Source organism: Streptomyces rugosispiralis (assembly GCF_024505145.1).
Lineage (GTDB): Bacteria > Actinomycetota > Actinomycetes > Streptomycetales > Streptomycetaceae > Streptomyces > Streptomyces rugosispiralis.
In genome coordinates, this window is the sequence record NZ_JANIAA010000001.1 from 281,667 (window position 1) to 307,750 (window position 26,084).

The window sequence follows — 26,084 nt, forward strand, 5'->3', positions numbered from 1 at the left end:
CCTCTTTCATGGTGGCCCGAGGAACTGGCTGATGTCGTCAGGCGGGTAGCTTGACCATGACGTGTTTGAGCTCGGTGAACTCCTCCAGCGAATAGACGGACCGCTCCCTGCCGTTCCCGGACTCCTTGAAGCCGCCCCACGGCATCTCGGAGGCGGACACTCCGTGGTCGTTGATCCAGACCGTCCCGAACCGCAGCCGGCGGGCCGCGTCCATGGCCTGCCCGACGTCCCGCGTGAAGACGGACGCGGCGAGCCCGTAGACCACGTCATTGGCCATCGTGTAAGCGGCTTCGGCGTCCGCCGCGCGCTGCACCGAGATCACGGGCCCGAAGACCTCCCGCTGGACGATCTCGCTGTGCTGGGCGACATCGGTCACCACGGTCGGGGCGACGTAGCACCCACCGGGGCCGGCTCCACCGCCACCGGTGAGAAAGGACGCCCCCGCCTCGGCGGCGCGGTCGAGGAAGCCCCGGACGCGTTCGGCGTGCGCGGCGTGGGCCAGGGGGCCCATCTCGGTGCCGGGGTCGGTGGGGGCACCGACCCGCAGCGAGGAGACGGCGCGGACCAGCTCCTCCACCACCCGGTCGTAGGCGCGGGCCGTGACGATGACCCGGGACGCGGCGCCGCAGTCCTGTCCCGCGTTGTAGAAGCCGGCGCCGCGCAGGACATCCGCGACCTCGACGGGGTCGGCGTCGTCGAGCACGACGGCGGGTGCCTTGCCGCCGAGTTCGAGATGGACCCGCTTGAGGCTGTCGGCCGCCGCCCGCGTGACGTCCTTGCCCGTCGCGGAGTCCCCGGTGAGGGAGACGATGTCCACTCCGCCGTGGCGAACCAGCGGCACACCTGCCGAACGGCCCTCGCCGTTGACGACGTTGAGCACACCCGGCGGGAGGATTCCGGAGGCCAGCGCGGCCAGCCGGAGCGCGGTCAGCGGAGTCTGCTCGGACGGCTTGAGGACGACCGTGTTGCCCGCGGCCAGGGCCGGTCCGAGCTTGGTCACCATGGCCAGCAGGGGGTAATTCCACGGTGTGATCAGGCCCGCGACGCCGATCGGCTCACGGCGGACCATGGAGGTGTGGCCGGGCACGTACTCACCGGCGGCCCGGCCGTCCGGACAGCGCGCCGCTCCGGCGAAGAACCGCAGCCGCTCGACCGCCCCATGGGTCTCGGCCCGTGCGGCGCCGAGCGGCTTGCCCGCGTTGAGCGACTCGATGCCGGTCATCGCGTCCGCGTCCTGGAGCAGCGTATCGGCGAGGGCCAGCAGCGTCTCGGCGCGTTCGCCGGGCGTGGTCCGGGACCAGGTGCCGGCGGCCCGGCGGGCGGCGGCGACGGCCTGGTCGACGTCCCGGCCGGAACTGTTGGGGACGGTGGCGATCGTCGCCCCGGTCGCGGGGTCGAAGACGTCGGTCCTGCCGCCTTCGGCGGCGTCTGTCCACTCACCGTCGACATAGTTCTGGTCGTGCTCGATCGGCACGGTGTCACCTCACATCGGGATAGGGATCGGTGGCTCGGGAACACCGGAGGGCTGGTCCGGCAGATCGCTGGGTTCAGTGGAATCGCCGGGTTCAGTCGAAGACGAGCACACTGCGGGCGCCGTCGCCCGCGCGGAGGCGGCCGAACGCCTCGGTGAGGTCGTCGAGTCCGACCCGCCGGCTGATGATCTCGTCGAGCAGCAGCTCTCCGGCGAGGTAACGCTCGACGAGCGCGGGTACGTCGCGCATGAGGTGGGACGAGCCGAAGTAGCAGCCGCCGATGCGCTTTTCGTCGACGAACGGATTGGCGTCCAAGGTGACCGTCGCGCCGTGCCGCATCAGCCCGACGATCACCGCCTCGCCCCCGACGTCGAGGCTCTGCCACGCCTGCCGGACGGTCTGCTCGAGGCCGAGTGCCTCGAAGGCGTAGTCGACGCCGCCGGTGAGCTCACCGATCGCGGCGACCGGGTCCTGCCGGTCGGCGTGCACGGCGTCCGTCGCGCCCAGGCGCTCGGCCAGTCGCAGCTTGTCGGGATTCACGTCGACGGCCACGATCCGCGACGCGCCGGCGGTCCTGGCGCCCTGGACGACGTTGAGTCCCACACCGCCGCATCCGAACACCGCGACCCGGGAGCCGTGGCGCACTCGGGCGGTGTTGTGCACCGCACCGTGTCCGGTGAGCACCGCACAGCTGATCAGCGCGGCACGGTCAAGGGGCATGGCCGGGTCCACGCGTACCGCTCCGGACTCCGGGACCACCGCGTACTCGGCGAATGAGGAGACGGTGAGGAAGTGGTTGAGCCGCCGGCCACCGCGGGACAACCGGCTCGTGCCGTCGAAGAGGCCGCCTCGGCTCATGGCGTCGCCCGCCACCGCGCAGTAGTTCGGGCGACCGTTCGCGCAGGACGGACAGTGGCCGCAGGACGGGACGATCGACATCACGACAGGGTCGCCGGCCTTCAGCCGGGTCACGCCGGGGCCCGTCTCCGCCACGACACCGGACGCCTCGTGCCCCAGGACGACGGGGAAGGGAGCGAGGCCGCGCTTGCCGTCGATGACATTGAGATCGCTGGCGCACAGACCGCTCGCGGCGACCTTGACGAGTACCTCGCCGGCCTTCGGCCCGGCCAGTTCCACCTCGTCGACCTCGAACGGCCTGCCGGTGCCGGTCAGTATCGCTGCCTTGACCCTCACGTCGCACTTCCTTCCGCGACCGCGAACCCGCAGTCGCCGCGCTCGATGGTGTGAACGGTGTGATGCGCGACCAGGTCCTCGTCGAGTACGAAGCCGAAGCCCGGCCGGTCGGGTACGTGCACATAGCCCTCCGTGTCGACCGTGAGCGGCTCGGTGAGCATCCGGTCGCGGGCGGAGGCGGTGAGCCCACTGGGCGGATCGTGCGGATATTCGAGGTAGCCGCAGTTGGGGAGTGCGGCGGCCAGATGCAGATGGACGAGCATGCCCAGGCCGTTGCCCCAGGTATGGGGGATGACATCGACACCCGACAGCTCAGCGAACGCCGCGAGATGACGGATGCCCGAGAGTGTCTCCGACTTGACGGCATCGGGCTGGAGAACGTCGAAGCAGCCGCGTTCGAGGAGCAGCCGGAACTCGTGCAACCCGTGGTTGTCCTCTCCGCCCGCCAGCTTGATGGCGTCCAGCCGGTCCCGTAGCCGCGCCAGCCCCGTCCAGTCGTGCCGGGGCAGCGGCTCTTCCAGCCAGGCGTATTCCAGTCGTTCGAGTTCGCGGCCCACCCATAGGGCCGTGCGGAAGTCCCATACGGCGTGACCGCCGACGCCGGGGTCGGCACCGGCCTGGTTGGCGTCCACCATGAGTTCGACGCCGCGGCCCACGGCGGCGCGAACGGCCTCGGCGACGACGATGTCATCGCGTGGATCATCATGGTGGAAGCGGAGTTTCACGGCCGTGAAGCCCTCCTCGACGAGCCGGGCCACACCGTCCGCGCGCTCGTCCGGGGTGCGCAGTTCACCGGTGGAGCAGTAGGCGCGCACGCGGTCGGACGCACCGCCCCACAGGCGGCTCACCGGCAGCCCGGCGGCCTTCCCGAGGATGTCCCAGAGCGGGATCTCCATGCAGTAGGGGGGCGGGCCGAGGATCTCGGCGTCGCGGATGATCCCGGCCAGGGTCTCGATCCGGGCCGGGTCCTGGCCGATCAGATGAGGGGTGACGAACCGGTCGACGGCGATCTGTGCCTCGAGCCCGCCATGGGCCGCCCCGAGTCCCACGACGCCTTGGTCGGTCCCGACCTCGAAGACGACCAGGACGAGCGTTGTCTGGACGCGCCCCCGTCCCCACGCCGGGCGGAACGGCGCATCGAGTGGCAGTTCGACGAGTCGGCTCCGTATCCCGGTGATGCGCATGCTCTCACCAGCCTTCTCCCGTAAGGGGATTGGACCTGTGCCGCTATGATGCAACCGGTGTTGCACGATAGCAGCGCATACGATGAGGGGAAAGGTTGTCCGAGGAAGGCTCTGGAGTCGCTCATGAGTGATCGCGTGCAGGCCGTGGAACGCGCCTTGCTGCTGCTGGAAGAGGTAGCGGCAAGTCCGGTGCCGCCCACGGCGTCGGAGATCGCCCAGCGCGCCGGAGTCAACCGGGCCACCGCATGGCGCCTGCTCAGCACCCTCGAACACTTCGATCTCGTCGAACGTGACCCGCTCTCCGGTCGGTACACGATCGCCTACGGCACCGTGCGCCTGGCGAGCGCGACCGACGCGTCACTGCTGATCCGCCGGGCCCGGCCCGCCCTGGAACGGCTCGCCGCGCGGACGGACGGCAGCGCCTTCCTCGAGGTGGCCACTCGGGGCACGCTCGTCGTCCTCGACGAGGCGCGCCCCGCGAGCCCGGTTCACGTCGACCTGGCGGGCCTCGACGTTCCGCTGCACTGCGGCTCGGCGGGCAAGCTCTATCTGGCCTCGCTGCCCGAGCGGGAACTGGCCGACCACCTCGCCGCGCCGCTGGCCCGCCCCACTCCGTACACGATCACCAGCGCCCGCGCCTTACGTGCCGAACTCGACGAATGCCGGCGGACGGGCGTCGCGGTGAACTACAAGGAACATCAGGAAGAGTGGTGCGGCATCACGGCGGCGATCCGGGACCGGGCCGGACGGGATCTGGCGTATGTGAACCTCACGCTGCCGACCTACCGCTGGACCGATCCCGAACTGCGTGCGCTCGCCCCCGTGCTCAAGGAGGCGGCCGGTGAGATCGAGGAGCGGTTGCACATGTGCTGACCGGATCAAGCGCGGATCATGACGGTTCGGAGCGACGATCACCGCCTCGGGCCTGGTCGTGATCGTCATATGGGCCCCGGAGACCAAGGACCGCCCGCTCTCCGAGACCTCCGCGCCGGACGGCTCGCCGCCCCGCGACCAGCCCGCGCCGGTGACCCAGCCGTCCTGACGGGCCTGAGCCCGCGTTCCAGCACGGCGTCGTGACCGCTGTGCCGATGCCCGCTATGCCGTGCCCGACCACGCACGGGCACGGCATGGGGCCGGTCGGCCGCGCTCAGGGGACCTGGGACCCATCCCGCCGCCCCGTCCCCGCCGAGAGGGTGGAAGCGCGTCCCAGAAGGAGGTCCGCACCATGCCCGGTACTGTCACCGTCGGCCTGGACGGTTCACCCGAGAGCCTCGCCGCGGCGGACTGGGCGGCCCGCGAGGCCCAGCGCCGCGGGCTGCCGCTGAGCCTCGTCCACGCGCTGGACTGGCACTCGTTCACCTACGCGCCGCTCACCGGAGTCGAGTCGCTGACCCGATGGGCCGAGCGGCTGCCGAGCGATACCGCGGCGCGGCTGCGAAGCGACCACCCGGGGTTACGGATCGTCCATGAGCAGGTCGCCCGCGAACCGGTGCCGTCGCTGCTGGCGGCCGCCGAGAACGCCGAGATGCTGGTGCTCGGCTCACGGGGGTTGAGCAGGGTCACCGGGATTCTGGTCGGCTCCGTCGCGCTGTCGATCGTGGCCCGCGCCGAGCTCCCCGTCGTCCTGGTACGGACCGGCGGAACCGAGCGGGGCAATCAGCGGACCGGACCGGCCGCCACCGCCTCTCCGGCCCTCGCACGCCACGATCTCGCATCAGGCGCACGCCGCGATGTCGTATTGGGGCTCGACCTCCGGCGGCCGGCCGCTCCGGTGCTGGAGTTCGCGTTCGACGCCGCCGCCCGCCGGGCGGCGACACTGCGCGTCATCCACGGATGGAGCCCGCCCCCCGCCTCCGGCCGCCCGGTCCCCTTCGGCACCGGAGCTTCGGCTCAGGTCGTGAGCGAGCTGGCTGACGTACTCCGCCCGTGGCGGGCGAGGTTCCCCGGCGTCGAGGTGAGCGAGCACGCCGTGGTCGGCAGCCCCGCGGGGCATCTGGCGGACGCGTCGGCCCACGCCGCCCTGGTGGTCGTCGGCCGCTTCACCCAGGGCCCGCGGCCCGGCCCGCGCCTCGGGCCGGTCAGTCACTCCGTACTGCACCACTCCTCCGCGCCGGTGGCAGTGATCGCGCACGGCTGACCCCCTTCGGGAGGCAGCCGCGCGGCCGACGCCTTTCCCGGCATGAATCTCCCCGGCGCGGAACGACCGCTGCCCACCCCCTCACGCACGGAGGTACATGTGATGCTCCGCCCCGTCGTCGTCGGACTCGACGGCTCCCCCGAGAGTTTCACCGCGGCCAACTGGGCGGCCCACGAGGCCCAGCGCCGCCAACTGCCATTGAACCTGGTGCACGCCTGGCTCTGGCGGACCGGCGAGCTGCCCGCCCCGGACAGCGAGGACACCGTGAGGCACTGGGCGCAGCGCATCCTGCGCGACGCCGAGAAGGAACTGAGCGGCCGCTACCCGGACCTTCCAGTCACCGCCGAGCACGTGTCCACCACAGCCGTCACGGCGCTGCTGGAGCGGGCGGAGGGCGCCGAGATGCTGGTGCTCGGCTCGCGTGGGCTCAGCGCCCTCACCGGTTTCCTGCTCGGCTCCGTCGGCCAGCGGGTCCTCGCCCGAGCGACGTGCCCGGTGGTGATGGTGCGGGCGAACGAACGGTCCGCCGCCGAGCGGCCGGGCGACGAGGTCGTCGTCGCGCTCCAGAACCTCAAGGAGGCCCCCGCGCCACTGCTGGACTTCGCGTTCGCCGCGGCGTCCGCGCGCGGGGCGACGTTGCGGGCCGTGCACGTCTGCAAGCTGCCGTCGTCCGACTACGGGTACGGCCTCGGCGCGGCACCCGTCGGCTATCTGAACGGTGATCTGGAGGGCCGGGTGAACCGGGACCTGGAAAGGGCCCTGGGACCGTGGCGGGAGAAGTACCCGCGGGTGACGGTGGAACGCACGATCGATCTCGCGTTCGTGGCCGGGGCCGTGCTGCGGGCCACCGCCGAGGCCGGGCTGCTGGTGGTCGGCCGCCGGGCGCACCGTTCCGTCCCGGGCACCCACATCGGCCCGGTCACGCACGCGGTGCTCCACCACTCCACCGTTCCGGTGGCCGTCGTACCGCACGACTGAAAGCCGGCTCCCCGCGCCGGCCGGGCCTCCGGCCTCGCTCCCGCTCTCGCTCCCGGTGGGCCGGGTACACCGCCCCGCCCACCGGGACCGATGGGCCCTGGGCCCCGCCCCGCTGCCGGGGAGATCCAAAACCGCTGTCAACGGCACAAGGAGCGATCGAACATGACTCTCAGGACCACTGATGAGGACGCGGCCGTGACGGTACGCGCCGAGAACGGCGTCGATGAGGAGACGCTCGGCTACGCGCGGACCAAGGTCGACGCGGTCCTGGCCCGGCCGGGGCTGCCCGTAGTCACCGGCGAGGTGAGGATCGCCAAGGCGGCGGCCCCGCACATCGAGCGCCCCTGGTCGGCCACGGCCAACCTCCGGGTGGGTCGAGCCGTCGTGGTCGTCCACGCGCGGGAAGCCACCGGCCGGGAGGTCGCCGACCGGTTGCAGGACCGGATGCGCCGCCAGGTGAACCAGGCCGCGCACAGCGGGCGCGCGGCCCGCGGGCCGGTGGTGCCGCCGTGGCGCGGAGGACATGCGGCGGGCTGAGGGCCTCGGGTGCGAAAGCCCGGCCGGTACGCGTCGGATGGAACCGGGCCGGTGGATCGCACCGGCCCGGTTCCGGGAGCGTGACGAGGGCCGCTCCGGGCCCTCGTCACGTCCACGCGCCCGGTCTCATCGACGGTCCCGGACCGCTACGGCCGGATCGACCCCGTCGGCGCTTTGCCACGGCGCACGGCCTGTCCCCGGGCCGCGTCGGCGATGGCGAGGACGAGGAACAGGCTGACGACGCCCGCCGCGGTCAACGCCGCCGCAGCCGTGCGGCCCGGGTTCGCCTGTCCCGTCCACAGGATCGCGACAGCCACCGCGGTCGCCACGACGAGTCCGGGCAGCAGCCATACCAGGAAAGCGCGGCGCCGCGAGGAGGCGGACCGGCCCGGGATCCCATACCCCCAGGCCGCCCAGTGTCGTTCGGCCTCCCGGAGTTCACGTGCTCGGTGGACGCGGGACCGGGCGGCCAGCGCCGTGGCCGTGGCCGCGCCCGTCGCGGCCACGGCACCGATGACGCTCCAGGGCACCGGGGTGAGAAGCAGCGGCGCGAGAAGCGCGACCGTCCCCCAGCCGGTGAGGCATCCGGCCGCCGCGATCCGCCGGGACAGCGGCCGGTCGTCTCGGGCCCGTATGTCCGCCACCGCGGGCAGGGACCAGACGCACCCGCCGGCGCAGGACACCGCGGCAGCCAGTGCGAGGACGGCGTGGGACATGGCACTCTCCTCCATCAGACACCTGGACATCGGCAAGGGCGTCGGACCGTGGCGGTCCGCTCACCGCCGCGCGGCCTCGAGCTCGTGGATCTCGGGATGGTGCAGATCGAAGGCCGGGGATTCACTGCGTATCCGGGGCAGCCGCGTGAAGTTGTGCCGTGGTGGAGGGCACGAGGTGGCCCACTCCAGGGAGCGTCCGTATCCCCACGGATCGTCGACCTCGACCCTCTTTCCGTATTTGGCGGTCTTCCAGATGTTGTAGAAGAACGGCAGGACCGAAAGACCGAGCAGGAACGAACCGATGGTGGACAGCGTGTTGAGAGCGGTGAAGCCATCGGCCGCCAGGTAATCGGCATACCGGCGGGGCATTCCCTCGGCCCCCAGCCAGTGCTGCACAAGGAAGGTGAGGTGAAACCCGACGGTGAGGGTCCAGAAGGTGATCTTTCCAAGTCGTTCGTCGAGCATCTTTCCGGTGAACTTCGGCCACCAGAAGTGGAATCCGGCGAACATCGCATAGACGACGGTGCCGAACAGTGTGTAGTGGAAGTGCGCGACGACGAAGTAGGAGTCCGATACATGGAAGTCCAACGGCGGCGATGCCAGGATCACACCGGTCAGACCGCCGAAGGTGAAAGTGATCAGGAAGCCGGTGACCCAGAGCATGGGCGTCTCGAAGGACAGCGACCCCTTCCACATCGTCCCGATCCAGTTGAAGAACTTGATGCCGGTGGGAACCGCGATGAGGAACGTCATGAACGAGAAGAACGGCAGCAGCACACCACCGGTGACATACATATGGTGGGCCCACACCGTGACCGAGAGACCGGCGATCGAGATCGTCGCGGCGATCAGCGAGACATAACCGAACATCGGCTTGCGCGAGAACACCGGGACGACCTCGGAGACAATGCCGAAGAACGGCAGCGCGAGGATGTAGACCTCGGGATGTCCGAAGAACCAGAACAGATGCTGCCACAACAAGGCACCACCATTGGCCGGGTCGAAGATATGCGATCCGAACTTGCGGTCGCACTCCAGCGCGAGGAGCGCCGCGGCCAGCACCGGGAAGACAAGCAGAATCAACACCGAGGTCAGCAGCACGTTCCAGGTGAAGATGGACATCCGGAACATCGTCATGCCCGGAGCGCGCATGCAGGTGATGGTGGTGATGAAGTTGACCGCGCCCAGGATGGAGCCGAAGCCGGAGAGCGTAACGCCCATGATCCACATGTCGGAGCCGATACCGGGTGAATGGATGGCGTCCGACAGGGGCGCATACAGAAACCAGCCGAAGTCGGCGGCGCCCTGCGGGGTGAGGAATCCGGCGGCGGCGATCAGCGAGCCGAACAGGAACAGCCAGTAGGAGAGCATGTTCAGACGGGGGAAGGCCACGTCCGGAGCCCCGATATGAAGCGGCATAATCCAGTTGGCGAACCCGGTGAACAGAGGCATCGCGAAGAGCAGCAGCATGACCGAGCCATGCATCGTGAATGCCTGGTTGTACTGCTCATTGGACATGATCTGGGTTCCCGGGCGCGCCAATTCGGCCCGCATGACCAGCGCCATCAGGCCGCCGACGAGGAAGAAGGCGAAAGCCGAGACCAGGTACAGCGTCCCGATCCGTTTGTGATCGGTGGTCGTCAGCCATTCCACCAGCGGATGCCTGCGCGGCGGCGGGGAGTCCGCTCCGGGAGCGGTTCCCCTCACGTGGTTCCCCTTGGTACTCATTCCGTCCACCGAGCCGCGCCCTCCGCTTCTTTGATCAATGCTGAAACAGCCGGAAGGGCGATACGCGAGCTATTCGCCGCTCCTTCCGGATCACAACATGATCATCGGTCGGGCCAATGGCCGCACAGGGCCGAAGAGTCCAGTGGCGGGGTCGAAGGTCCCTGATTGCCGGCGGTTCGGCCGGAGCGGCCCGAATCCAGCGAAGGGTGCTCCGACCATCGTGCGGCTTCGGTCAGCAGAGATCTGACCATGCTGTTCGCCGACCATCGGCGTCGCTGCGCCGACCGCGCCGACCGCGCCGAGAATCAGGGCTCATAGCAGTCGAGCAGATCGACCGCGTTCAGCGTGCGGAAGTCGTCGAGCCGCTCGCGGAGCGTGGCGTGGTCCCAGTCCCACCAGGCGAGCCGCTCCAGCCGCTCCGCGATCTCGGGCGGCTGCCGGAACCGGATGACCCGCGCCGGCACGCCTGCGACGATCGCGTACGGCGGGACGTCCTTCGTGACGATCGCGCCCGACGCGATCACCGCCCCGTTCCCGACGACCACGTCCGGCTTCACCTGCGCCCCGTGCCCGATCCATGTGTCGTGCCCGATCGTCGTCCGGCGGGAGCGCCGCCGCGCGAACCACTCCGCGTCGTCCTCGGCGTCGGGCCAGTACCTCGCGGAGCGGTACATGAAGTGGTGCAGGCTCGCCCGGTCGAGCGGGTGATCGGTCGCGCCGATCCGCACGAAGCTCGCGATGTTCGAGAACTTCCCGACGGTCGTGTTCGCGAGGTCGCAGTACCGGTCGCAGTAGCTGTAGTCGCCCAGCTCGACGTCGGCGAGCCGAGAGCCCTGCCCGACCTCCGTGTATCGGCCGAGCGTGCCCGCGACGACGGTCGAGCCCTCGTGCACGATCCCCGCCGCCGGCACCGCGCCCGATCCGTAGACCGACGCGGAGACGGCGCCCGGCGCGGAGGTGCGGCGCGGAGTTGCCCGGATGACGCGCAGCAGTGCGGCGGCGCCCTCCGCGATGGTTCCGTCGTTGTGGATCTCCGCGTCCACCGCGTAGTCGGGGGCGGGATCGGGGCGGTGGAGCCGTCGGGCCATGTCGTCCGCGTCCTCCCGGCCCCTGGTCCGCAGTCGGCTCGCCCGGACGGCTTCGGAGACCGTGACGCGGACGACGACAAGGTGCTCGTAGCGTGCCGCCAGTTCGCCGAGCACGGCTCGGGACACGTTCACGACGACGGAGCGTCCGCCCCTGATGTCGTCGTCGATCCCGACCGGGATCCCGTACCGCAGGCCGTGTGCGTTCCACTCGATCGCGAAGTGGCCCGCCTCGGAGGCGATCCGGAATTCTCGCGCGGACCTCGGGAGGTGGTTTTCGCCCGGCCCGGGTGCACGCGTGATGTGCCGCTGCGGCAGGGAAACGTCCGGACCCGCATGGCGTCGGCTCTCCGCGATGAGCGCGTCCTTGCCGACGCCGCTCGCTCCGACGATCGCGACGAACGCGCCCGGGCCGATTTTCTGTGTGGTCATGCGACGCGCACGCCCTTCCGGTACACGGTGCGGACGATCGGCACGCTCAGCCCCGCCGGGTGCTCCGGGGTGCCGGGCAGCGCGTGTGTGCGGACACGCACCAGATCACCGCGCTTGCCGACGGTGATGTCGCCCCGGTCGTCCAGACCGACGGCCTTGGCGGGGTTGGAGCTGATCAGCTTGACGGCGTCCTCGAGACGGATCGTTCCGTCCGCGACGAGTTGGAAGGCGGCCTGCATGGGGCTGGAGGGCACGTAGTCGGACGAGAGGACGTGGAGCAGCCCTCGTTCGAGGAGCGCCGACGCGGCCACATTTCCGGACTGGCTGCCGCCGCGCACGATGTTCGGCGCGCCCATGACGACCGACAGGCCGTGGGCGACGGCGGACTCGGCAGCCACGATCGTGGTGGGGAACTCGGCGATGCGCACTCCGAGTCCGACGGACTCCGCCACGTGCTCGGCCGTCGCGTCGTCGTGCGCCGCCAGGGCGATGCCGCGCCGGCGCGCCGCCTCGGCGACGGCGTGGCGGTTCCGGTCGGCGTGCAGGCGCGACTCGCGCAGGAGTTCGTCAACGTACACGTCGATGTTGCTCTCGGACACGAGTCCCTTGCCGATGTAGTACTTCTTGAACTCGGCGAGGTCGTGGAACTGCCGCTGGCCGGGGGTGTGGTCCATCAGTGACGCCAGTCGCACCAGCGGGTGGTCCGCGAACTCCTCGAACCGGTCCAGGCAGTCCTCGGCGGACACCTCGCATCGGAGGTGGATCGCGTGGTCGGCCCGGAACGCTCCGGCCGCCGCCGCGGTGGTGATCGCGTCCATCAGCCGCCGGGCCGAGCGGGTCACCGTCTCGCGGTTGCTCGGCTCCGATCCGAGCCGGACCGCGTCGAGAACGGTGGTGGCACCGGCGGCCGTCATCTGAGCGTCGTGCGCGAGCACGGCGGGCATCGCCTCCCAGTGCACGCCGGGCCGGGGACGGAGGTGGTACTCGACGTGGTCGGTGTGCAATTCGACGATGCCGGGCAGCAGGTAGTCGCCGTCGAGGTCCTCCCCCGCCGCCACGATGCCCGTGCTGATGTCGGCGATCCGGCCGTCCCGGACGGCCACCGAGCCGAGGATGGCCTCATCGCCGAGCACCACGCGGGCATTGGTCAGAACGAGTTCGTCGTGGGTCATCGGGAGCCCTCCAGCGGGTGGAGTGAGTGGATGCGGAACGGGGCGCCGGGTTCGTTTTCCACGAAGAGGGCGAGCGCGCCGAGGGTGACGTCGCGGTCGAGGCAGTCGCGGAACCAGTGCCGCAGTGTCTGTTCGACCTGGTCCTGCCGGTCGTCCGGCACGCGGTCGGTGAGGGTGAGGTGGAACCGGAACTCGTCGAGCACGTAGGGGTATCCGAGTTCGGTGAGCAGGGTGCGCTGGCGTTCCGTGAGCGTGTGGGGTTTCCGCCGCGCGAGCTCCTCGGGTGTCGCCGCTGCCCGGAAGTGATCCAGTCCGGTCACGACGGACGCGGCGAGCGCGTTCAGGGCCGGGGCGTCCTCGCCGGGGGTGAGCGCGTAGAACCGGCTGATCCGGCTGACCGTGAGCCGCGGAATCGTGACCCGCGGGGTCGACGCGGCCAGTCGTGCGGTGGCGGTGGCGACGTCGGCGACGGTGTGTCCGGGGGCGAGGCGGAAGGGTGGTTTGAGGGTGCCGTGGAAGCCGTACCGGCGCGCGTCGTGAGTGATCCGGTCGATGGCCGGGCGTGTCCACCCTTCCGGCACGCCCCGGGGGGTGGCGCGGCCGGTGACGCTTCGCCCGAGCCAGGATTCCGCGCGCTCGCGCAGCAGCGTTCCTGTGGTGTCGGTGTTTCCCATGCCTGGTGCGGCGTAGATCGCGTACCGGTGACTCACGCCGCCACCTTGCTCATCGGGGTGAAGTCCTCGACCGGCACGACGCGGTCCGCGACGGTTTCGCGGACCTCCGCGTCGTGGAAGATGCCGAGCATCGCGGTGCCCGCTTCGAGCTTCTCGGCGATCAGCTCCACGACCACGCGGCGGTTGCGGGCGTCGAGGGAGGCGGTGGGCTCGTCCAGGAGCAGCATCGGCAGGTCGGCGATGAAGCCGTGCGCGACGTTGACCCGCTGCTGCTCGCCGCCGGAGAACGTCGCCGGCGGTAGCCCCCACAGGCGGTCCGGAATGCCGAGGCGGGACAGCAGCTCGGCGGCGCGCTCGCCCGCCTCCGTGGCGTCGACACCCCGCGCGACGAGCGGTTCGGCGACGACTTCGAGGGCGGGCACACGGGGCACACAGCGCAGGAACTGGCTGACATATCCCATGGCGTGGCGACGGGCGGCGAGGATCTCTCTGGGGTTCGCGGTCGCGATGTCGATGTCGATGTTCCCGGCGCGAAGGCGCACACCGCCGCGATCGACGGCGTAGTTGCCGTACACCATCTTCAGGATCGAGCTTTTACCGGCGCCCGACGCGCCGCCGAGGACGACGCACTCCCCGGCGCTCACGTCGAAGTCGAGCCCGCGCAGCACGGCGAGTCGCTGCCCGCCCTGCAGATGCATGGTGAAGGTCTTGTCCAGGCCGGAGACGGCGAGGGTCGGCTGGTCGGTGGTCACGGGTCACCCTTGCAGGATTGAGGAGACGAGCAGCTGTGTGTACGGGGCCTGCGGATCGTCCAGCACCCGGTCGGTCAGACCGGACTCGACGACCCGGCCGTCCTTCATCACCAGAGTCCGATGAGAGATCAGGCGGGCGACGGCGAGGTCGTGCGTGACGATGATGACGGCCAGTTCCAGATCGCTGACGAGCGAACGGATGAGGTCGAGCAGGCGTGCCTGCACGGAAACGTCCAGGCCGCTGGTCGGCTCGTCCATGAACACCAGGCGCGGTGAGACGACGAGGTTCCTGGCGATCTGCAGCCGCTGCCGCATACCACCGGAGAACGCGGCGGGGGTGTCGTCGACCCGGTCCCGGGGGATCTCGACGCGTTCGAGCCAGTCGGTCGCTTCCGCTCGGATGCGCCCGTAGTGGCGCCATCCGTTGGCCATCAGCGGCTCACCGACGTTGCCGCCGGCGCTGACCTGCATGCGGAGCCCGTCCGCCGCGTTCTGGTGCACGAAGCCCCACTCGCTGCGCCAGAGCCGGCGCACCGCGCTTTCGCTGAGCTCCGCGAGGTTCGCGACGTCACCGTCGTGAAGCCGGTATCGGATGCTGCCCTCGCTGGTGTCCAGGCGCTGCGAGAGGGTGCCGAGCAAGGTGGACTTGCCGGACCCGGATTCGCCGACGACCGCGAGCACCTCGCCCGGCCACAGGTCGAAGTCGACACCGCGACAGCCGAACCGGTCACCGTATCGATGGCTGACGTTTCGCACTTCCAGGAGCGGACGCTCGTCGCTCATGAGGCGGCCTCTTCGTTGTCGGCGCGAGCGGCTGTCCGCTCGCAATGGTCGCTGTCCGAGCAGGCGTACATGGCGCCGCCGGCGTTGTCGGTGATGATCTGGTCCAGATACACGCCGGTGGACCCGCAGATCGCGCACGGCTGGTCGAAGCTCTGCGGTTCGAACGGATAGTCCTCGAACCCGAGGCTTTCGACGTCGGTGTGCGGCGGGATGGCGTAGATGCGCTTCTCACGGCCGGCGCCGAAGATGTGCAGCGCCTGGCTCTGGTGGAGCTTGGGGTTGTCGAAGCTCGGCGTCGGCGACGGCGCCATCAGGTACCGATCGTTCACCAGCACCGGGTAGTCGTACGTCTTGGCGATATGCCCGTACTTGGCGATGTCCTCGTACAGCTTGACGTACATCAGCCCGTACTCGTTGAGCGCGTGCATGCGACGGGTCTCGGTCTCGCGGGGCTCGAGGAAGCGCAGCGGCTCCGGGATCGGCACCTGGTAGACCATGATCTGCCCTTCGCCGAGGGGCGTCTCGGGGATGCGGTGCCGGGTCTGGATGATCGTCGCGTCCTCGGTGCGGGTCGTGGTCGGCACGCCCGCCACCAAGTTGAAGAACGCACGGATCGACACCGCGTTCGTGGTGTCGTCGGCGCCCTGGTCGATCACCTTGAGCACGTCGTCGGAGCCGATGATCGCCGCGGTGAGCTGCACGCCGCCGGTGCCCCAGCCCCGGGGAAGCGGCACCTCGCGGGAGGCGAACGGGACCTGGAAGCCGGGGATCGCGACGGCCTTGAGCAGCGTCCTGCGGATCATCCGCTTCGTCTGCTCGTCGAGGTAGCCGATGTTGTACTCGATCTGCTGGGCGCTCACGCGTTCGTCTCCCGCTTGCTTCCGGCGTTGTCGTGGAAGTCGCGCCGCAGCCGCCGGATGAGGTGCAGCTCGGCCTGGAAGTCGACGTAGTGCGGGAGCTTGAGGTGCTCCACGAAGCCCGCGGCCTGCACGTTGTCGGCGTGGCTGAGCACGAACTCCTCGTCCTGCGCGGGGGCGACGATCCGCTCCTGGAACTCGTCCGCCCGCAGTGCACGGTCGACCAGCGACATCGACATCGCCTTCCGCTCTCCGCGCCCGAACACGAGCCCGTAGCCGCGGGTGAACTGAGCGGGGGTGTCCGCGTTACCGGTGAACTGGTTGATCATCTGGCATTCGGTGACCTCGATCCGCCCGAGCGGCACCGGGAACCCGAGCTCGGGTGCGTCGAACTCGACCTCGACCTCGCCGACACGGATCTCACCGGCGAACGGGTGCGTGCTCCCGTACCCGCGCTGGGTGGAGTACCCGAGGGCGAGCAGGAACCCTTCGTCACCGCGAGCCAGTCCCTGGAGGCGCTCCGCCCGGGTCATCGGGAACACGGTGGGTTCGCGCGTCAGGTCGGCCGGTTCCGGGTCTGTCCAGTCCGCGGCGCGGTCCGGCTCGAGGAGAGCGTCCGAGCCGAGCAGGTCGGACACGCGCGGCATGGGCACGGCGTCGGCGCCGGTGTCCGTCGGGCCGTCGCCGGTGGGGTCGGCGAACAGCCGGTGCGTGTAGTCGAACGTGGCACCGAGCTGCTGCCCGCCGGGGATGTCCTTGAACGTCGCGGACACGCGGCGCTGCGGGGCGAGCCCGGCGGTGTCGATCGGTTCGGAGTAGCCGAATCGCGGCAGCGTGGTCCGGTAGGAACGCACCAGCGTGATCGCCTCGAGCACGTCGCCCTGGCACTGCAGGATTGCTCGCGCCGCGAGCTTCGGGTCGTAGAGCGACCCTTCGGTCATCACCCGGGACACCAGGACCGGGAGCTGGCCGGCGACGGCGTCCCGGCCGATCGCCGGGATGCCGGGATCGCCGCGGCCTTCCTTGGCGAGCAACGCGTGCGCGTTCGCGATCGCCTTCTCGCCGCCCTTGACTGCGACGTACATCAGGCCTCCTGACCCTGGTCGGACACCGCGCGCAGACGCGTGGTGCGAGGAAGTGCGAGGACCCGGTCGTCGCTCGCGACGAGCAGATCGACGCCGCGGGGGAACAGCGCGCCATTGCGCGTCCACGCGGCCAAGAACCCCGCGGGCGCCCACGGGGCCTCGATCTCGGCCTGGCCGTCAATGCCGGGACCCGTCGCGGTGAAACGCGCCCCGACGCCCGGGGTCCGCGCGTCGAGGACGACGGTGGCCGACTGGTGAGGCGCGTCATCGGTGCCGAGCGCGAGCTCATCGAGAGCCGGGAGCGTGTCCGGGGTGGCGAGGACGAAGTTGGCCGACCCATGCCCGGTGGCCACCCGCGCGCCGGTGTGGAACGCCAGGTACGAGGTCACGTCGGGGTTCTCCGCCGCCGTCCGGTGCAGCCACACCGACACCTCCTCGTCGAACAGGGTCAGCGCGACGGCCGCGAGCCCCGTGCCGAGCGCCTCCGGTGCCTGAGCGGGACCGGCGATCCGATACGAGCGGCCGGGGTGGGCGAGCGCGTCGAGGATGGCGCGGAACACGCGCTGCCCCTCCGTCGGCGGATCGGCGAACCCGGGCGTCGGCACGGCGGTGGACGTGGTGTTCATACGTGTTCCCTCGCGACCGTGAAGAAGTCGACCTTGGTGCTGCGCGCCTCGGCGTGTCGGACGTCGTCGTGGGACGCCTGGCCACGCTCCAGCGGCGCGAGGACGTCGTTGAGCACCTGTGCGCGCAACTTCTCGTCCGCCAGCAGACCGTCGAACGCCGCCGCGAACCAGGCGTGCTCGAAGTCGGTCCCGAGCACGTACGCACTGCCGACGGTGGCCGCCGCGAGCGGGCCGCCGTGAAGCCGTACTGTGGCGCGGGTCACCGTCGCCTCACCGAGGTTGAACCGGTCCCCACCGGCGCCCACCCGGCCGCGGACCATGACCAGCCCCGCTTCGGGGCCGCGGATCGCCTCGATCTCGGGGGGCGCTTCCCAGGCACCCCAGGCGTCGGCGAGCTGACGGGCGGACGCCTGCGCAAGGGTCCGCATCCACCGCCTTCGCGCCGCGTGGGTCTCAGTCGGAGTCGTCACTCGAACCTCCAAATTTGTCCAGCTCTTTGGATGAATTGACCGTAACGAGGCCCTCTTGGAATCATCTATCTAGCTGGACGAATATCGGATGGACGCGAGGCGAACGCGCGATCGAGTTGTCCGCGGGGTCATGGGCAGGCGGGTACTGTTCGGCCACCATGCCTCATGTGACACGTTCCGCCACCGGTTACTCGACGTGGCGCCTCATCGCCGACCAACTCCGCAGCGAGATCGTCGACGGCTCGTTCCCGCCCGAAGTGAAACTGCCGACCGAGGGTGAGCTGGCCGACCGGTTCGGCGTGCACCGCAACACCGTGCGTCAGTCCGTCGCGGCTCTCGCCGCCGAGGGCCTGGTGGCGACCCGCCAGGGCAGCGGCACGTTCGTCGTCCCGCACCCACTCCTGGTGCACCGGATCAGCCTGCGCACGCGTCTCAGCGAGAGCGGCCGGCCGGGCGCGACGTCACACCGGCCGATCGCCGCGGAGATCGCGGCAAGCCCACCGCATGAAGTAGCCACCCGGCTGCGACTCGACGGACGGCCCGCACTGCGGGTCGAGACGGTCGCCGATGTGAACGGGAGCACGGTCGCGCGGTCGACCGCCTGGTTTGACGTCGCTCTGACGCCGGACCTCGACATCCACCTGCGGCAGACCCGATCCATCACCAAGGCGCTTCGCGCGGTCGGCATCGACGACTACGTCCGCACCTGGAGCGCGGTCAGTTCCCGCATCGCGAACGCGACCGAAACCGAGGACATGAACCTTCCGGCGGGATCGATCGTCCTTGTCGTGCGGTCCGTCAACACGCTTGTCGACCGCACGCCGCTGCAGTACACGAACACGCGCTTCCGCGCCGATCGCGTTGAGCTCGACATCGATTTCGACGCGCTCGAGGACCTCGGCGGACACTGATGAAGGGGCTGAGTCTACTTCCGCCGTTCAGCCATGGATGGAAGATAGTTCACCGAAGGGTCCTACGGTCGCGGCCATGTCCAAGAAAATGAACCTCCGCGTGCTCACCCTCAACATCTGGCTGGACCCGCGGGACCGTGAGAAGCGGGACTCCCTTCTGCTCGAGGGGCTGCGCACCTTCGACGCCGACATCGTGTTCCTTCAGGAGGTGATGCGCACCCCGGAGCGTGACGCGTTCAAGCTCGTGTCCGACAACTCGCCCCTCCACTGGCACCACGCCTCCGACTACACCCAGTCGGGCTGGCCCGCGTGGGGCACCGCCGTCGGCACCCGCTGGGCACCGAAGAGCATCGACGTGCACCGGCTCCCGGCTGAGGACGGACCGTATGTGTGGGAGGCGGTTCTGCCTCTCCCGATCGGTGTGGACATGCTCTTCCTCGGCGCCCGGCCGAGCTTCAAGTTCACCCGCGAGGCGGCCCGCGTCGAGCAGGCGTTGTTCATCACCGAGCTCGAGGAGAAGCGACGCCAGGCGGCGCCGACGATCCTCGCCGGCGACTTCGACGCGGCTCCCGACCAGGACTGCATCCGCTTCTACACCGGCAAGTCCGCGATCAACGGCCGCAGCGCGGCGTTCCGCGACAGCTGGGCGATCGCCGGGGACGGCACTCCCGGGTACACCTGGACGACCGACAGCCCGTGGGTGGCACGCAGCGTCGTCGACGCCCAGGGCATCGTCCCGAACTACTGGGTGCAGGAGCCGCACCATCGCCGCATCGACTACGTGTTCGCCGGCTCGACGGAGAACCACCTCGAGGTGGAGAGCGTGATCAACAGCAGCAAGGTCGTGTTCAACGAGTACCCGACCGCCAGCGACCACTACGGCGTGCTCACCGAGTTCGAGTTCAACGCGCTCGACAAGCCCACTGCGTGGGCGTAGGCGTCAGCGGCGACCGTGGCGCGGTTCCCCTTGTCCCGGGGGGCCGCGCCGTTTCGCCCGCGTCCCGACGCACGGCGCACGACAAACCCGCTCCCGCTGCCCGGCCGGTGCCGGGCAGCGGGAGCGGGAGCGGGTGGTCAGATCCGGTGCGTCTCTTCGGCACGCGCGGACAGCGCCGCGCCGCGCAGGGTGCGTTCGGCGTTCTCCGCGGTCACCGCGGAGTAGAGCGCGTCCAGGACCGCGAGATGGACGAACCGGCTCATCATCGCCTCGATCTGGAACCGGGTCTCGCCGGAACCTGCGACAAGGGCCACCGACGAGGCCGCGACCAGCGGTGAGCGGTAGAAGCTCGTCAGCGCGACGACCGTCGCGCCGACATCACGGGCCGCTTCCGCCGCGGCCACCGTCTCGCGCGTTCTGCCGGTGTGGCTGATCGCCAGGCATACGTCGCCCCCGGTGAGCATCGACGCGCAGATGTGCTGCGAGATCGGGTCCGCGGGATTCTCGATCGGCAGGCCGGCGCTGCGGAACCGCAGGGCGGTGTCCATCGCCAGCGGCGCGGACGGGCCGGCCGAGACCAGCACGATCCGCCGCGCGGCGTCGAGCGCGTGGACCGCGCGCTCGAACTCCTTCGGGTCGATGCTCGACTCCGCCGCCGCGATCGACCGGGACGTCGACTGGAACACCGACGCGATGATCGCGCTCGGTGTGCCGTCCTGCGCGACGTCGTGATCGCCTGCGCCGGCCGGTGCCTCCGCCGCGAGCTGCAGCTTGAACTCGTGGAACCCCTTGAGCCCGAGGTCCTTGCAGAACCGCACCACGCTGCCCACAGAGCTTCGCGACACCGTCGCGAGGTCGGTGACCGTCATGCGGACGACTCCCGCGGGATTGGTGAGCACGACGTTCGCGACGGCTGTCTGGGTGGGTGACATCGATGGGGAGAGCGCCCGTATCCGGGCGATGAGCGTGCCGCGATCGTGGCTCGTGTGCGGCGCCGATGTCAGGTCAGCGGACATGGTCACATCCAAGCACTGTCGGCACTGGACGCGCCATCGCCGCAATCGGTTCGGTTCGGTTCACGGCTTCGCATCGGTCCGTTCCAGCGTGCGGGTCCCGGTTGGCCGGTCCGCGTCCGGACCGGGTGCCGCGTCCGGACCGGGTGCCGCGTCCGGACCGGGTGCCGCGTTCGGTGCGAGCCAAGGGTTCGCGGACACCAGCTGCCGGGTGTACGGGTGTTCCGGCCGGAAGAGGACCTGCTCGGTGGGACCGGCCTCGACGATGCGCCCCCGTTCCATCACCACGATGGTGTCGGAGAGATGGGAGATCACCGCCAGGTCGTGCGAAACGACGACGAGGCCGAGCGGACGCCGCGTGGTCAGCGTGAGCAGCAGGTTCACGATCCCCGCCTGCACGGAGAGATCCAGCGCCGACGTCGGTTCGTCGGCGACGAGGATGGACGGATTCGCGGCCAGGGCGCGGGCGATCGAGACGCGCTGGCATTGCCCACCGCTGAGACGGCCCGGTCGCCTGTGCACGAGATCGCCGGTGAGGCCGACCGCCTCGAGCAGTTCGAGGGCACGCCCGTGCGCTGCCCGCCGAGGCAGCCGCTGTACCGTCCGGCATGCTTCCTCGACGCTCGCGAGCGCGGTCTGCGTTTCGGTGAGGGACGCGAACGGGTCCTGCAGGATCAGCTGCACCTCGTGCCGCTCCGGCTGCCGGCCGCCGAAGCGGCGCCACGGCCTGCCGTCAACGGTCACCTGGTCCGAGGGGAGGACGCCGGTGAGCAGCCGGGCGAGCGTGGACTTCCCACTGCCGGACTCGCCGACGATCCCGAGCCGCTCGCCGGCCCGGACGCGGACGTGGATGTCGTGCAGAACCTGCCGGTCGCCGTAGGAGAAGTGCAGCCGACGAGCCTCGACCGCCGGCACGTTCCCGGTCGGCACCGCTCGGGCCGGAACCGGCACGTACCCGCCGTCGGTGGCGGCCCGCTCGTCCTCGCTCCCCCGGCGGGCCAGGAGGTAGTACCCGCGAGGCGTGCGTTCCGGAAGGGCACCGACGAGCATCTGCGTGTACGGATCCCGCGGGCTTCGGAGCACCTCGGCGGTGCGGCCGGTCTCGACCACCCGCCCCTGGTGCATGACGACGACGCGATCGGTCGCGGACGCGATCGCGTTGATGTCGTGCGAGACGATCACGAGCCCGAGCTGACGCTCGATCCGCAGCCCGGTGAAGAGGTTCAGCACGCTGGAGCGGACGGACGCGTCCAGAGCGGTGGTCGGCTCGTCGGCGAGGAGCAGGCGCGGTTCGGACGCGAGCGCGAGCGCGATCACCACCCGCTGCCGCATCCCACCGGAGAGTTCGTGAGGCCGTGAGCGCAGCAGTGTTTCGGTCGGGGTGAGCCGCACCGCCTCGAGCGCGTGGCGGACGTCGTCATCGGTCGCCCGGGTGCGCCGGTTCAGCTGCAGGGCTTCGCGCACCTGACTGCCGATTCGCTGCAGCGGGTCGAGGCTCGACATGCTCGCCTGCGGCACCATCGACACGATCCCGCGGAGGGTGCGCTGCCGGCTCCGCAGGGGCTCACGGGTCACGTCGCGGCCGTCGACGTGGATCGCGCCGGACTCGATCCGGCCGCCGATCGAGGACAGCAGCCCCGTGATGGCGCGCAGGGTCATGGTCTTCCCGGAGCCGGTCTCGCCGATGATGCCGAGCGCCTCACCGCTGTCCAGCGCGAGGGACACGTCGGTGAGCACCTTGGTCCGTGCGATGGTGACGTTGATGTCGCGGACGTCGAGCAGAGCGGTCACCGGGAGTTCCTTCCACCGGCCGAGTCGGCCATGAGGGCGAAGCCGATGCCGAGCACGAGCACGACAAGGCCGGGAATGATCGGCACCCACCAGGCGATCGGCAGCAGGGCGATGCTGTCGGCCATCATCCGGCCGAGTTCGGGCGTCGGCGGGGCGATGCCGACGCCGAGGAACGCCAGCGAACCGACCAGCGCGGTCGTCGCGACCGCCTGCGTGGCGGCGTAGGACAGGTTCGTCGACACCAGCGCCGGCCCGATGTGCCGGAACAGGACGCGCATCGGCCCGTATCCGAGGACGCGGGCGGCGACGACGGAGTCCCGCTGACGGAGCACGATCGCGCGGGACATGGTCAGCCGGGTGTACGGGGGCCAGCACGCGATCATGATCGCGATGCTGATCGCGGCGGCGCCGCGCGGCAGACCGGGGATCAGCTCACGGTTACCGAGCGCCGCGGCGAGCGCGATCACGAGCACGATGTACGGGAACGCCATCGTCGCGTCGGTGATCCTGCTGATCACGGCGCGGCCCACGGCCGGAAGATAGGCGGCGACCAGGCCGAGGAGCGCACCGCCGAATGCCGCGACGGCGATGCTGACGAGGATGAGCCCGAGGTCGATCCGGCCGGCTTCGAAGGTGCGGACGAAGATGTCCCGGCCGAGCTGGTCGGTGCCGAACAGATGCCGGGCGCTGGGCGGAGCGAGTGGCATCGCGCCGATGTCGGAGGACGACACCGGGCTGACCAACGGAACGATGATGAACGCCAGGGCGAGGCCCACGACGATCGTCAGTCCGACCAGCCGCTCCGCGCGGAGGTTCGGCGTGCGACGGCGACGCGAGGAAGCGGGCCGGGGCATCGCCGCCGGGGTGGGCGGCTCGACGACGGCGGTCACCGGGCGGCCCTCGGGTCGATCACACGCGTGGCGATCTCGATGATCAGGTTGAGCACCACGACGACCGCGCCGGTGAGGAGGACGATGCCCTGGATGACGGGAAAGTCCAGCGATCCGACCGCGGTCGTCATCGCCCGTCCGATACCGGGGAGGCCATAGACGATCTCGACGATGACCGCGCCGCTGATCAGGTAGCTCAGGCTGACACCGATGATGGCCAGCACCGGACCGGCACAGTTCGGGGCGACGTGGCGGAGCATGAGCCGTGTCCGCGACATACCGCGCGCCGCGGCGGATTCGGCGAAGGGTTCGTGCAGCACCTCGCCGGCGCGTTCGCGCACCGCACGGAGGATGATCGGGGTCAGCCAGAACGACACGGTCACCGCGGGCAGGATGAGGTACTGGAAGTTGTCGGGGTAGCCGCTCCCCCACCCGCCCGCGGGGAACAGCCGACCGCCGAGCGCGGCCGTGAGGATGAGCACGAGACCGATCAGCGCGCCCGGTGCCGCGAGGCCGATCAGTGAGAACACGCGGATGATGTTGTCGAATACCGGCCAGTCGCCGCCCGCGGCGAGCAGCCCGACCCCGATGCCGACGACGCACGAGATCAGCAGCACCACGCCGACGAGGGCGAACGTGACCCCGGCGCCGTTCACGACGACACTCGCGACGGTGGTGGTCGGGTGTTGGAAGGAGTTGCCGAGGTCGCCGTGGAGAAGACCGGCCACGTAGTCGAGGAACTGCGCCGGGAGGGGCTTGTCGAGTCCGAGTTCGGCGCGGAGCGCCGCGATCCGCTGCGGGCTCGCGCCCGTGTTCCCTCCGATCAGGACGACGGCCGGGTCGCCGAGCAGCGTCCGGATGAGGAAGAAGGTGATGACCATGACGAGCAGCGTCACGACGATCGCCTGCACGAGGGGACTTGCCATGGCGGCCAGGCGCTTGCCCGCCCGGCCGCCGGTCCGGCGGGCTGCCGGACCGGGCAGGACTGCTGAGGACATCGGTGGTGCTTTCTCTGGAGAACGGCGTGAGCCGTACGGAAGAGGGAGGAAGGGGCCCGCGACGCGAGCCCCTCGCGCCGGTTACGGCAGGACCAGGTACGAAGCGCCCACGCTGTGGATGACGTTGCCCGGGAACCGGGACACACCCACGTAGCTCAGGGTCGTCAGCGGGATCGACGGAAGTTCCTTCGCGTACTCCTCGTTGATCTTCTCGACCAGTCCGGGCGCCGCACTGGAGGAGGCGGTCTTCAGCCGGTCGGACAGCGCCTTCAGCCCCGGCATGTCCGGCGTCGTCGGCAGCGTTCCCCAGAAGTTGGCGTTGTTGCCCGATGTCGGGTCGCCGTAGATGTAGCCACCGAGGTAGGTCCGGGTGTTTTCGTAGTAGCCGATCCAGCGGGTGAACAGACCCCAGTCGCCCTGTTTGAGACGGTCGCCGACCTGGGTGAAGGGCGTGTTCTCGATCTCGAGCCGGATGCCGATGGCCTTGAGCTGCTGCTGCACGACCTGCGCGACGAGCGGCACCTGCCACGCGGAGTCGGTGACGGTGACGAGCGGGATGGTGCACCCGTTCTCACACTTGGTGCCCTTGAGCTTCGCCTTCGCCGCGCCGATGTCCCGCTTGGTGGCCTTGGCGTTCGGCGAGTCGTTGTCCTGATTCCACGGGATGCCGTAAAGCGGCCGCCCGACGCGCTCGCCGCCGAGCGCCGAGGCGGCGATCTGCTGACGGTTGACGGCGAGTGAGATCGCCTGTCGGACGCGCTTGTCACCGGCGACGGGGTCGTTGAAGTTGACCGACAGCCCCATCTGGCCGCCGTTCCACTTCGCCGTGTCGAGCGTGAGCGGGCTCTTCACCTGCGACAGCAGGTTCCCCGGGATGTTGTCGGCGTAGTCGACCTGCCCGCTCTTGAGCTGTGCGAGACGTGTGGCGGCGTCGGTGACGGCGACAAAGTTGATCTTCTTTATCCTGCGCGGCGCGGTGTCGTAGTAGTTGGGGTTCGCCGAGAGGGTGAACTTGCCGTTGGTCGTGTCGAGGGTGTCGAGCTTGAACCGGCCGGCCGAGACCGGGTGTTTCCAGAAGCTGTCGCCCTTCGCGATGCCCGACGCCGGGAGGATGACCATCTCCGGCGTCGACAAAGCGGCCGGCAGACCCGGATAAGGACGGCTCATCGCGAGCGACACCGTGTGCCCGTCAGGCGCGGTGACCTTCTTGATACTGCTCATCACCGGGCCGATGAAGTTGTCACCGGCGACGTTCGGCGTCGACAGGATCCGATCGAGCGACGCGACGACATCCTTGGAGGTCAGAGCGGACCCGTCGGAGAACTTCAGCCCGGAACGCAGCTTGACCGTCCAGGTCAGCCCGTCGGGAGAGGCGGTGACCGACCTGGCGAGCTGCGGGCTGCCGCTGTCCTTCCCGTCGGCGTAGTTCGTGAGGTAGCCACCCCACAGGAAGGTCAGCTGCGTCGTCTCGTAGGACGCCGAGCTCATCGGGTCCAGCGACTGCGGAATCGCGTGGTCCGCGATCGTGATCTCGTCGCTCACGGCGTTCGACCCGACCGACGGCGACGAGCACGCGTTCAGGGCCAGCGCGGCGACCGCCGCGGTCACGGCGACGACCGGAAGCCGCCGCGACCGTCTGCGCACCTGGGAGATGGACATCAT

At 70.1% G+C, this 26,084-nt stretch carries 25 protein-coding genes; 6 read left to right on the plus strand and 19 right to left on the minus strand.

All coding sequences use genetic code 11. From position 1 onward, the window contains the following. Positions 1–37 precede the first annotated feature (37 nt). The 3 genes from NP777_RS01190 to NP777_RS01200 all read right to left on the minus strand — a co-directional run bounded on the left by NP777_RS01190 (position 38) and on the right by NP777_RS01200 (position 3,850). Positions 38–1,474, minus strand: a complete 1,437-nt coding sequence (locus tag NP777_RS01190; protein WP_256648086.1) for an aldehyde dehydrogenase family protein — start codon at positions 1,472–1,474, stop codon at positions 38–40. A 91-nt stretch (positions 1,475–1,565) separates the two neighbouring features. Continuing rightward, positions 1,566–2,666 (minus strand): zinc-binding dehydrogenase, encoded by a 1,101-nt coding sequence (locus NP777_RS01195; RefSeq protein WP_256648087.1) that lies wholly within the window; start codon positions 2,664–2,666, stop codon positions 1,566–1,568. Beyond that, on the minus strand, positions 2,663–3,850 hold the full coding sequence (locus NP777_RS01200) for a mandelate racemase/muconate lactonizing enzyme family protein (protein WP_256648088.1): 1,188 nt from the start codon (positions 3,848–3,850) through the stop codon (positions 2,663–2,665). The genes NP777_RS01195 and NP777_RS01200 overlap by 4 nt, the downstream gene beginning before the upstream one ends. A 123-nt stretch (positions 3,851–3,973) precedes the next feature. Between NP777_RS01200 and NP777_RS01205 the strand changes: the two genes are divergently transcribed. The 4 genes from NP777_RS01205 (at position 3,974) to NP777_RS01220 (ending at position 7,502) form a co-directional block, all read left to right on the plus strand. Beyond that, on the plus strand, positions 3,974–4,723 hold the full coding sequence (locus NP777_RS01205; protein WP_256648089.1) for an IclR family transcriptional regulator: 750 nt from the start codon (positions 3,974–3,976) through the stop codon (positions 4,721–4,723). A 352-nt stretch (positions 4,724–5,075) separates the two neighbouring features. Then, positions 5,076–5,987, plus strand: a complete 912-nt coding sequence (locus tag NP777_RS01210; protein WP_256648090.1) for a universal stress protein — start codon at positions 5,076–5,078, stop codon at positions 5,985–5,987. A gap of 102 nt (positions 5,988–6,089) precedes the next feature. Next, positions 6,090–6,965 carry a universal stress protein gene (locus NP777_RS01215; protein ID WP_256648091.1) on the plus strand — a complete coding sequence of 292 codons (876 nt, stop codon included), beginning with the start codon at positions 6,090–6,092 and terminating at the stop codon, positions 6,963–6,965. 162 nt (positions 6,966–7,127) lie between these two features. Continuing rightward, a complete protein-coding gene (locus NP777_RS01220) occupies positions 7,128–7,502 on the plus strand; it encodes a hypothetical protein (protein WP_256648092.1) in 375 nt (124 codons plus the stop codon). A 146-nt stretch (positions 7,503–7,648) separates the two neighbouring features. Here the strand turns inward: NP777_RS01220 and NP777_RS01225 are convergent, their stop codons facing one another. The 11 genes from NP777_RS01225 to phnG all read right to left on the minus strand — a co-directional run bounded on the left by NP777_RS01225 (position 7,649) and on the right by phnG (position 17,882). Next, positions 7,649–8,218 carry a hypothetical protein gene (locus tag NP777_RS01225; protein WP_256648093.1) on the minus strand — a complete coding sequence of 190 codons (570 nt, stop codon included), beginning with the start codon at positions 8,216–8,218 and terminating at the stop codon, positions 7,649–7,651. Between the two features lie 60 nt (positions 8,219–8,278). Continuing rightward, complete coding sequence (gene ctaD, locus NP777_RS01230) at positions 8,279–9,946, minus strand: aa3-type cytochrome oxidase subunit I (RefSeq protein WP_256648094.1); 1,668 nt, start codon at positions 9,944–9,946, stop codon at positions 8,279–8,281. Positions 9,947–10,251: 305 nt separating this feature from the next. Continuing rightward, positions 10,252–11,463: a phosphonate metabolism protein/1,5-bisphosphokinase (PRPP-forming) PhnN gene (gene phnN / locus NP777_RS01235; protein WP_256648095.1), complete on the minus strand. Its 1,212-nt coding sequence runs from the start codon at positions 11,461–11,463 to the stop codon at positions 10,252–10,254. Beyond that, positions 11,460–12,635, minus strand: a complete 1,176-nt coding sequence (locus tag NP777_RS01240) for an alpha-D-ribose 1-methylphosphonate 5-triphosphate diphosphatase (RefSeq protein WP_256648096.1) — start codon at positions 12,633–12,635, stop codon at positions 11,460–11,462. Before NP777_RS01240 ends, phnN begins: the two co-directional genes overlap by 4 nt. After that, positions 12,632–13,345, minus strand: coding sequence for a DUF1045 domain-containing protein (locus NP777_RS01245; protein WP_256648097.1), 714 nt, complete (start codon positions 13,343–13,345; stop codon positions 12,632–12,634). The genes NP777_RS01240 and NP777_RS01245 overlap by 4 nt, the downstream gene beginning before the upstream one ends. Continuing rightward, positions 13,342–14,061: a phosphonate C-P lyase system protein PhnL gene (phnL, locus tag NP777_RS01250; RefSeq protein ID WP_256648098.1), complete on the minus strand. Its 720-nt coding sequence runs from the start codon at positions 14,059–14,061 to the stop codon at positions 13,342–13,344. Before phnL ends, NP777_RS01245 begins: the two co-directional genes overlap by 4 nt. Positions 14,062–14,064: 3 nt before the next feature. Beyond that, the gene (phnK, locus tag NP777_RS01255) at positions 14,065–14,844 is read right to left on the minus strand and encodes a phosphonate C-P lyase system protein PhnK (RefSeq protein ID WP_256648099.1); all 780 of its coding nucleotides are present in this window, start codon (positions 14,842–14,844) and stop codon (positions 14,065–14,067) included. Next, positions 14,841–15,704 (minus strand): alpha-D-ribose 1-methylphosphonate 5-phosphate C-P-lyase PhnJ, encoded by an 864-nt coding sequence (locus tag NP777_RS01260; RefSeq protein WP_308404989.1) that lies wholly within the window; start codon positions 15,702–15,704, stop codon positions 14,841–14,843. Before NP777_RS01260 ends, phnK begins: the two co-directional genes overlap by 4 nt. Next, positions 15,701–16,786: a carbon-phosphorus lyase complex subunit PhnI gene (locus NP777_RS01265; protein ID WP_256648100.1), complete on the minus strand. Its 1,086-nt coding sequence runs from the start codon at positions 16,784–16,786 to the stop codon at positions 15,701–15,703. Before NP777_RS01265 ends, NP777_RS01260 begins: the two co-directional genes overlap by 4 nt. Next, entirely contained in the window at positions 16,786–17,412 is a 627-nt protein-coding gene (phnH, locus tag NP777_RS01270; RefSeq protein ID WP_256648101.1) for a phosphonate C-P lyase system protein PhnH, read from the minus strand. The genes NP777_RS01265 and phnH overlap by 1 nt, the downstream gene beginning before the upstream one ends. Beyond that, entirely contained in the window at positions 17,409–17,882 is a 474-nt protein-coding gene (gene phnG / locus NP777_RS01275; protein WP_308404990.1) for a phosphonate C-P lyase system protein PhnG, read from the minus strand. Before phnG ends, phnH begins: the two co-directional genes overlap by 4 nt. Before the next feature lie 167 nt (positions 17,883–18,049). Here phnG and phnF point away from each other — a divergent pair, with 167 nt between their 5' ends. Together phnF and NP777_RS01285 are read left to right on the plus strand one after the other, a co-directional pair. Next, complete coding sequence (gene phnF, locus NP777_RS01280; RefSeq protein ID WP_256648103.1) at positions 18,050–18,793, plus strand: phosphonate metabolism transcriptional regulator PhnF; 744 nt, start codon at positions 18,050–18,052, stop codon at positions 18,791–18,793. 76 nt (positions 18,794–18,869) lie between these two features. Then, positions 18,870–19,730 carry an endonuclease/exonuclease/phosphatase family protein gene (locus NP777_RS01285; RefSeq protein ID WP_256648104.1) on the plus strand — a complete coding sequence of 287 codons (861 nt, stop codon included), beginning with the start codon at positions 18,870–18,872 and terminating at the stop codon, positions 19,728–19,730. 137 nt (positions 19,731–19,867) lie between these two features. On the opposite strand, the gene NP777_RS01290 is transcribed toward NP777_RS01285, so the two are convergent. The 5 genes from NP777_RS01290 to NP777_RS01310 form a co-directional block, all read right to left on the minus strand. Continuing rightward, the gene (locus NP777_RS01290; protein ID WP_256648615.1) at positions 19,868–20,752 is read right to left on the minus strand and encodes a MurR/RpiR family transcriptional regulator; all 885 of its coding nucleotides are present in this window, start codon (positions 20,750–20,752) and stop codon (positions 19,868–19,870) included. Between the two features lie 54 nt (positions 20,753–20,806). Continuing rightward, positions 20,807–22,534, minus strand: a complete 1,728-nt coding sequence (locus tag NP777_RS01295; RefSeq protein WP_256648105.1) for an ABC transporter ATP-binding protein — start codon at positions 22,532–22,534, stop codon at positions 20,807–20,809. Further along, on the minus strand, positions 22,531–23,424 hold the full coding sequence (locus NP777_RS01300) for an ABC transporter permease (RefSeq protein ID WP_256648106.1): 894 nt from the start codon (positions 23,422–23,424) through the stop codon (positions 22,531–22,533). The genes NP777_RS01295 and NP777_RS01300 overlap by 4 nt, the downstream gene beginning before the upstream one ends. Beyond that, positions 23,421–24,422 carry an ABC transporter permease gene (locus NP777_RS01305; protein ID WP_256648107.1) on the minus strand — a complete coding sequence of 334 codons (1,002 nt, stop codon included), beginning with the start codon at positions 24,420–24,422 and terminating at the stop codon, positions 23,421–23,423. Before NP777_RS01305 ends, NP777_RS01300 begins: the two co-directional genes overlap by 4 nt. An 81-nt stretch (positions 24,423–24,503) precedes the next feature. Then, on the minus strand, positions 24,504–26,084 hold the full coding sequence (locus NP777_RS01310; RefSeq protein ID WP_256648108.1) for an ABC transporter substrate-binding protein: 1,581 nt from the start codon (positions 26,082–26,084) through the stop codon (positions 24,504–24,506).

Bases quoted from the DNA above. Each gene is read 5' to 3' on its own strand.
- NP777_RS01200 (WP_256648088.1), bottom strand. From the start codon at position 3,850: ATGCGCATCACCGGGATACGGAGCCGACTCGTCGAACTGCCACTCGAT.
- NP777_RS01205 (WP_256648089.1), top strand. From the start codon at position 3,974: ATGAGTGATCGCGTGCAGGCCGTGGAACGCGCCTTGCTGCTGCTGGAA.
- NP777_RS01210 (WP_256648090.1), top strand. From the start codon at position 5,076: ATGCCCGGTACTGTCACCGTCGGCCTGGACGGTTCACCCGAGAGCCTC.
- NP777_RS01215 (WP_256648091.1), top strand. From the start codon at position 6,090: ATGCTCCGCCCCGTCGTCGTCGGACTCGACGGCTCCCCCGAGAGTTTC.
- NP777_RS01220 (WP_256648092.1), top strand. From the start codon at position 7,128: ATGACTCTCAGGACCACTGATGAGGACGCGGCCGTGACGGTACGCGCC.
- NP777_RS01225 (WP_256648093.1), bottom strand. From the start codon at position 8,218: ATGTCCCACGCCGTCCTCGCACTGGCTGCCGCGGTGTCCTGCGCCGGC.
- ctaD (WP_256648094.1), bottom strand. From the start codon at position 9,946: ATGAGTACCAAGGGGAACCACGTGAGGGGAACCGCTCCCGGAGCGGAC.
- phnN (WP_256648095.1), bottom strand. From the start codon at position 11,463: ATGACCACACAGAAAATCGGCCCGGGCGCGTTCGTCGCGATCGTCGGA.
- NP777_RS01240 (WP_256648096.1), bottom strand. From the start codon at position 12,635: ATGACCCACGACGAACTCGTTCTGACCAATGCCCGCGTGGTGCTCGGC.
- phnK (WP_256648099.1), bottom strand. From the start codon at position 14,844: ATGAGCGACGAGCGTCCGCTCCTGGAAGTGCGAAACGTCAGCCATCGA.
- NP777_RS01265 (WP_256648100.1), bottom strand. From the start codon at position 16,786: ATGTACGTCGCAGTCAAGGGCGGCGAGAAGGCGATCGCGAACGCGCAC.
- phnH (WP_256648101.1), bottom strand. From the start codon at position 17,412: ATGAACACCACGTCCACCGCCGTGCCGACGCCCGGGTTCGCCGATCCG.
- NP777_RS01285 (WP_256648104.1), top strand. From the start codon at position 18,870: ATGTCCAAGAAAATGAACCTCCGCGTGCTCACCCTCAACATCTGGCTG.
- NP777_RS01305 (WP_256648107.1), bottom strand. From the start codon at position 24,422: ATGTCCTCAGCAGTCCTGCCCGGTCCGGCAGCCCGCCGGACCGGCGGC.
- NP777_RS01310 (WP_256648108.1), bottom strand. From the start codon at position 26,084: ATGATGTCCATCTCCCAGGTGCGCAGACGGTCGCGGCGGCTTCCGGTC.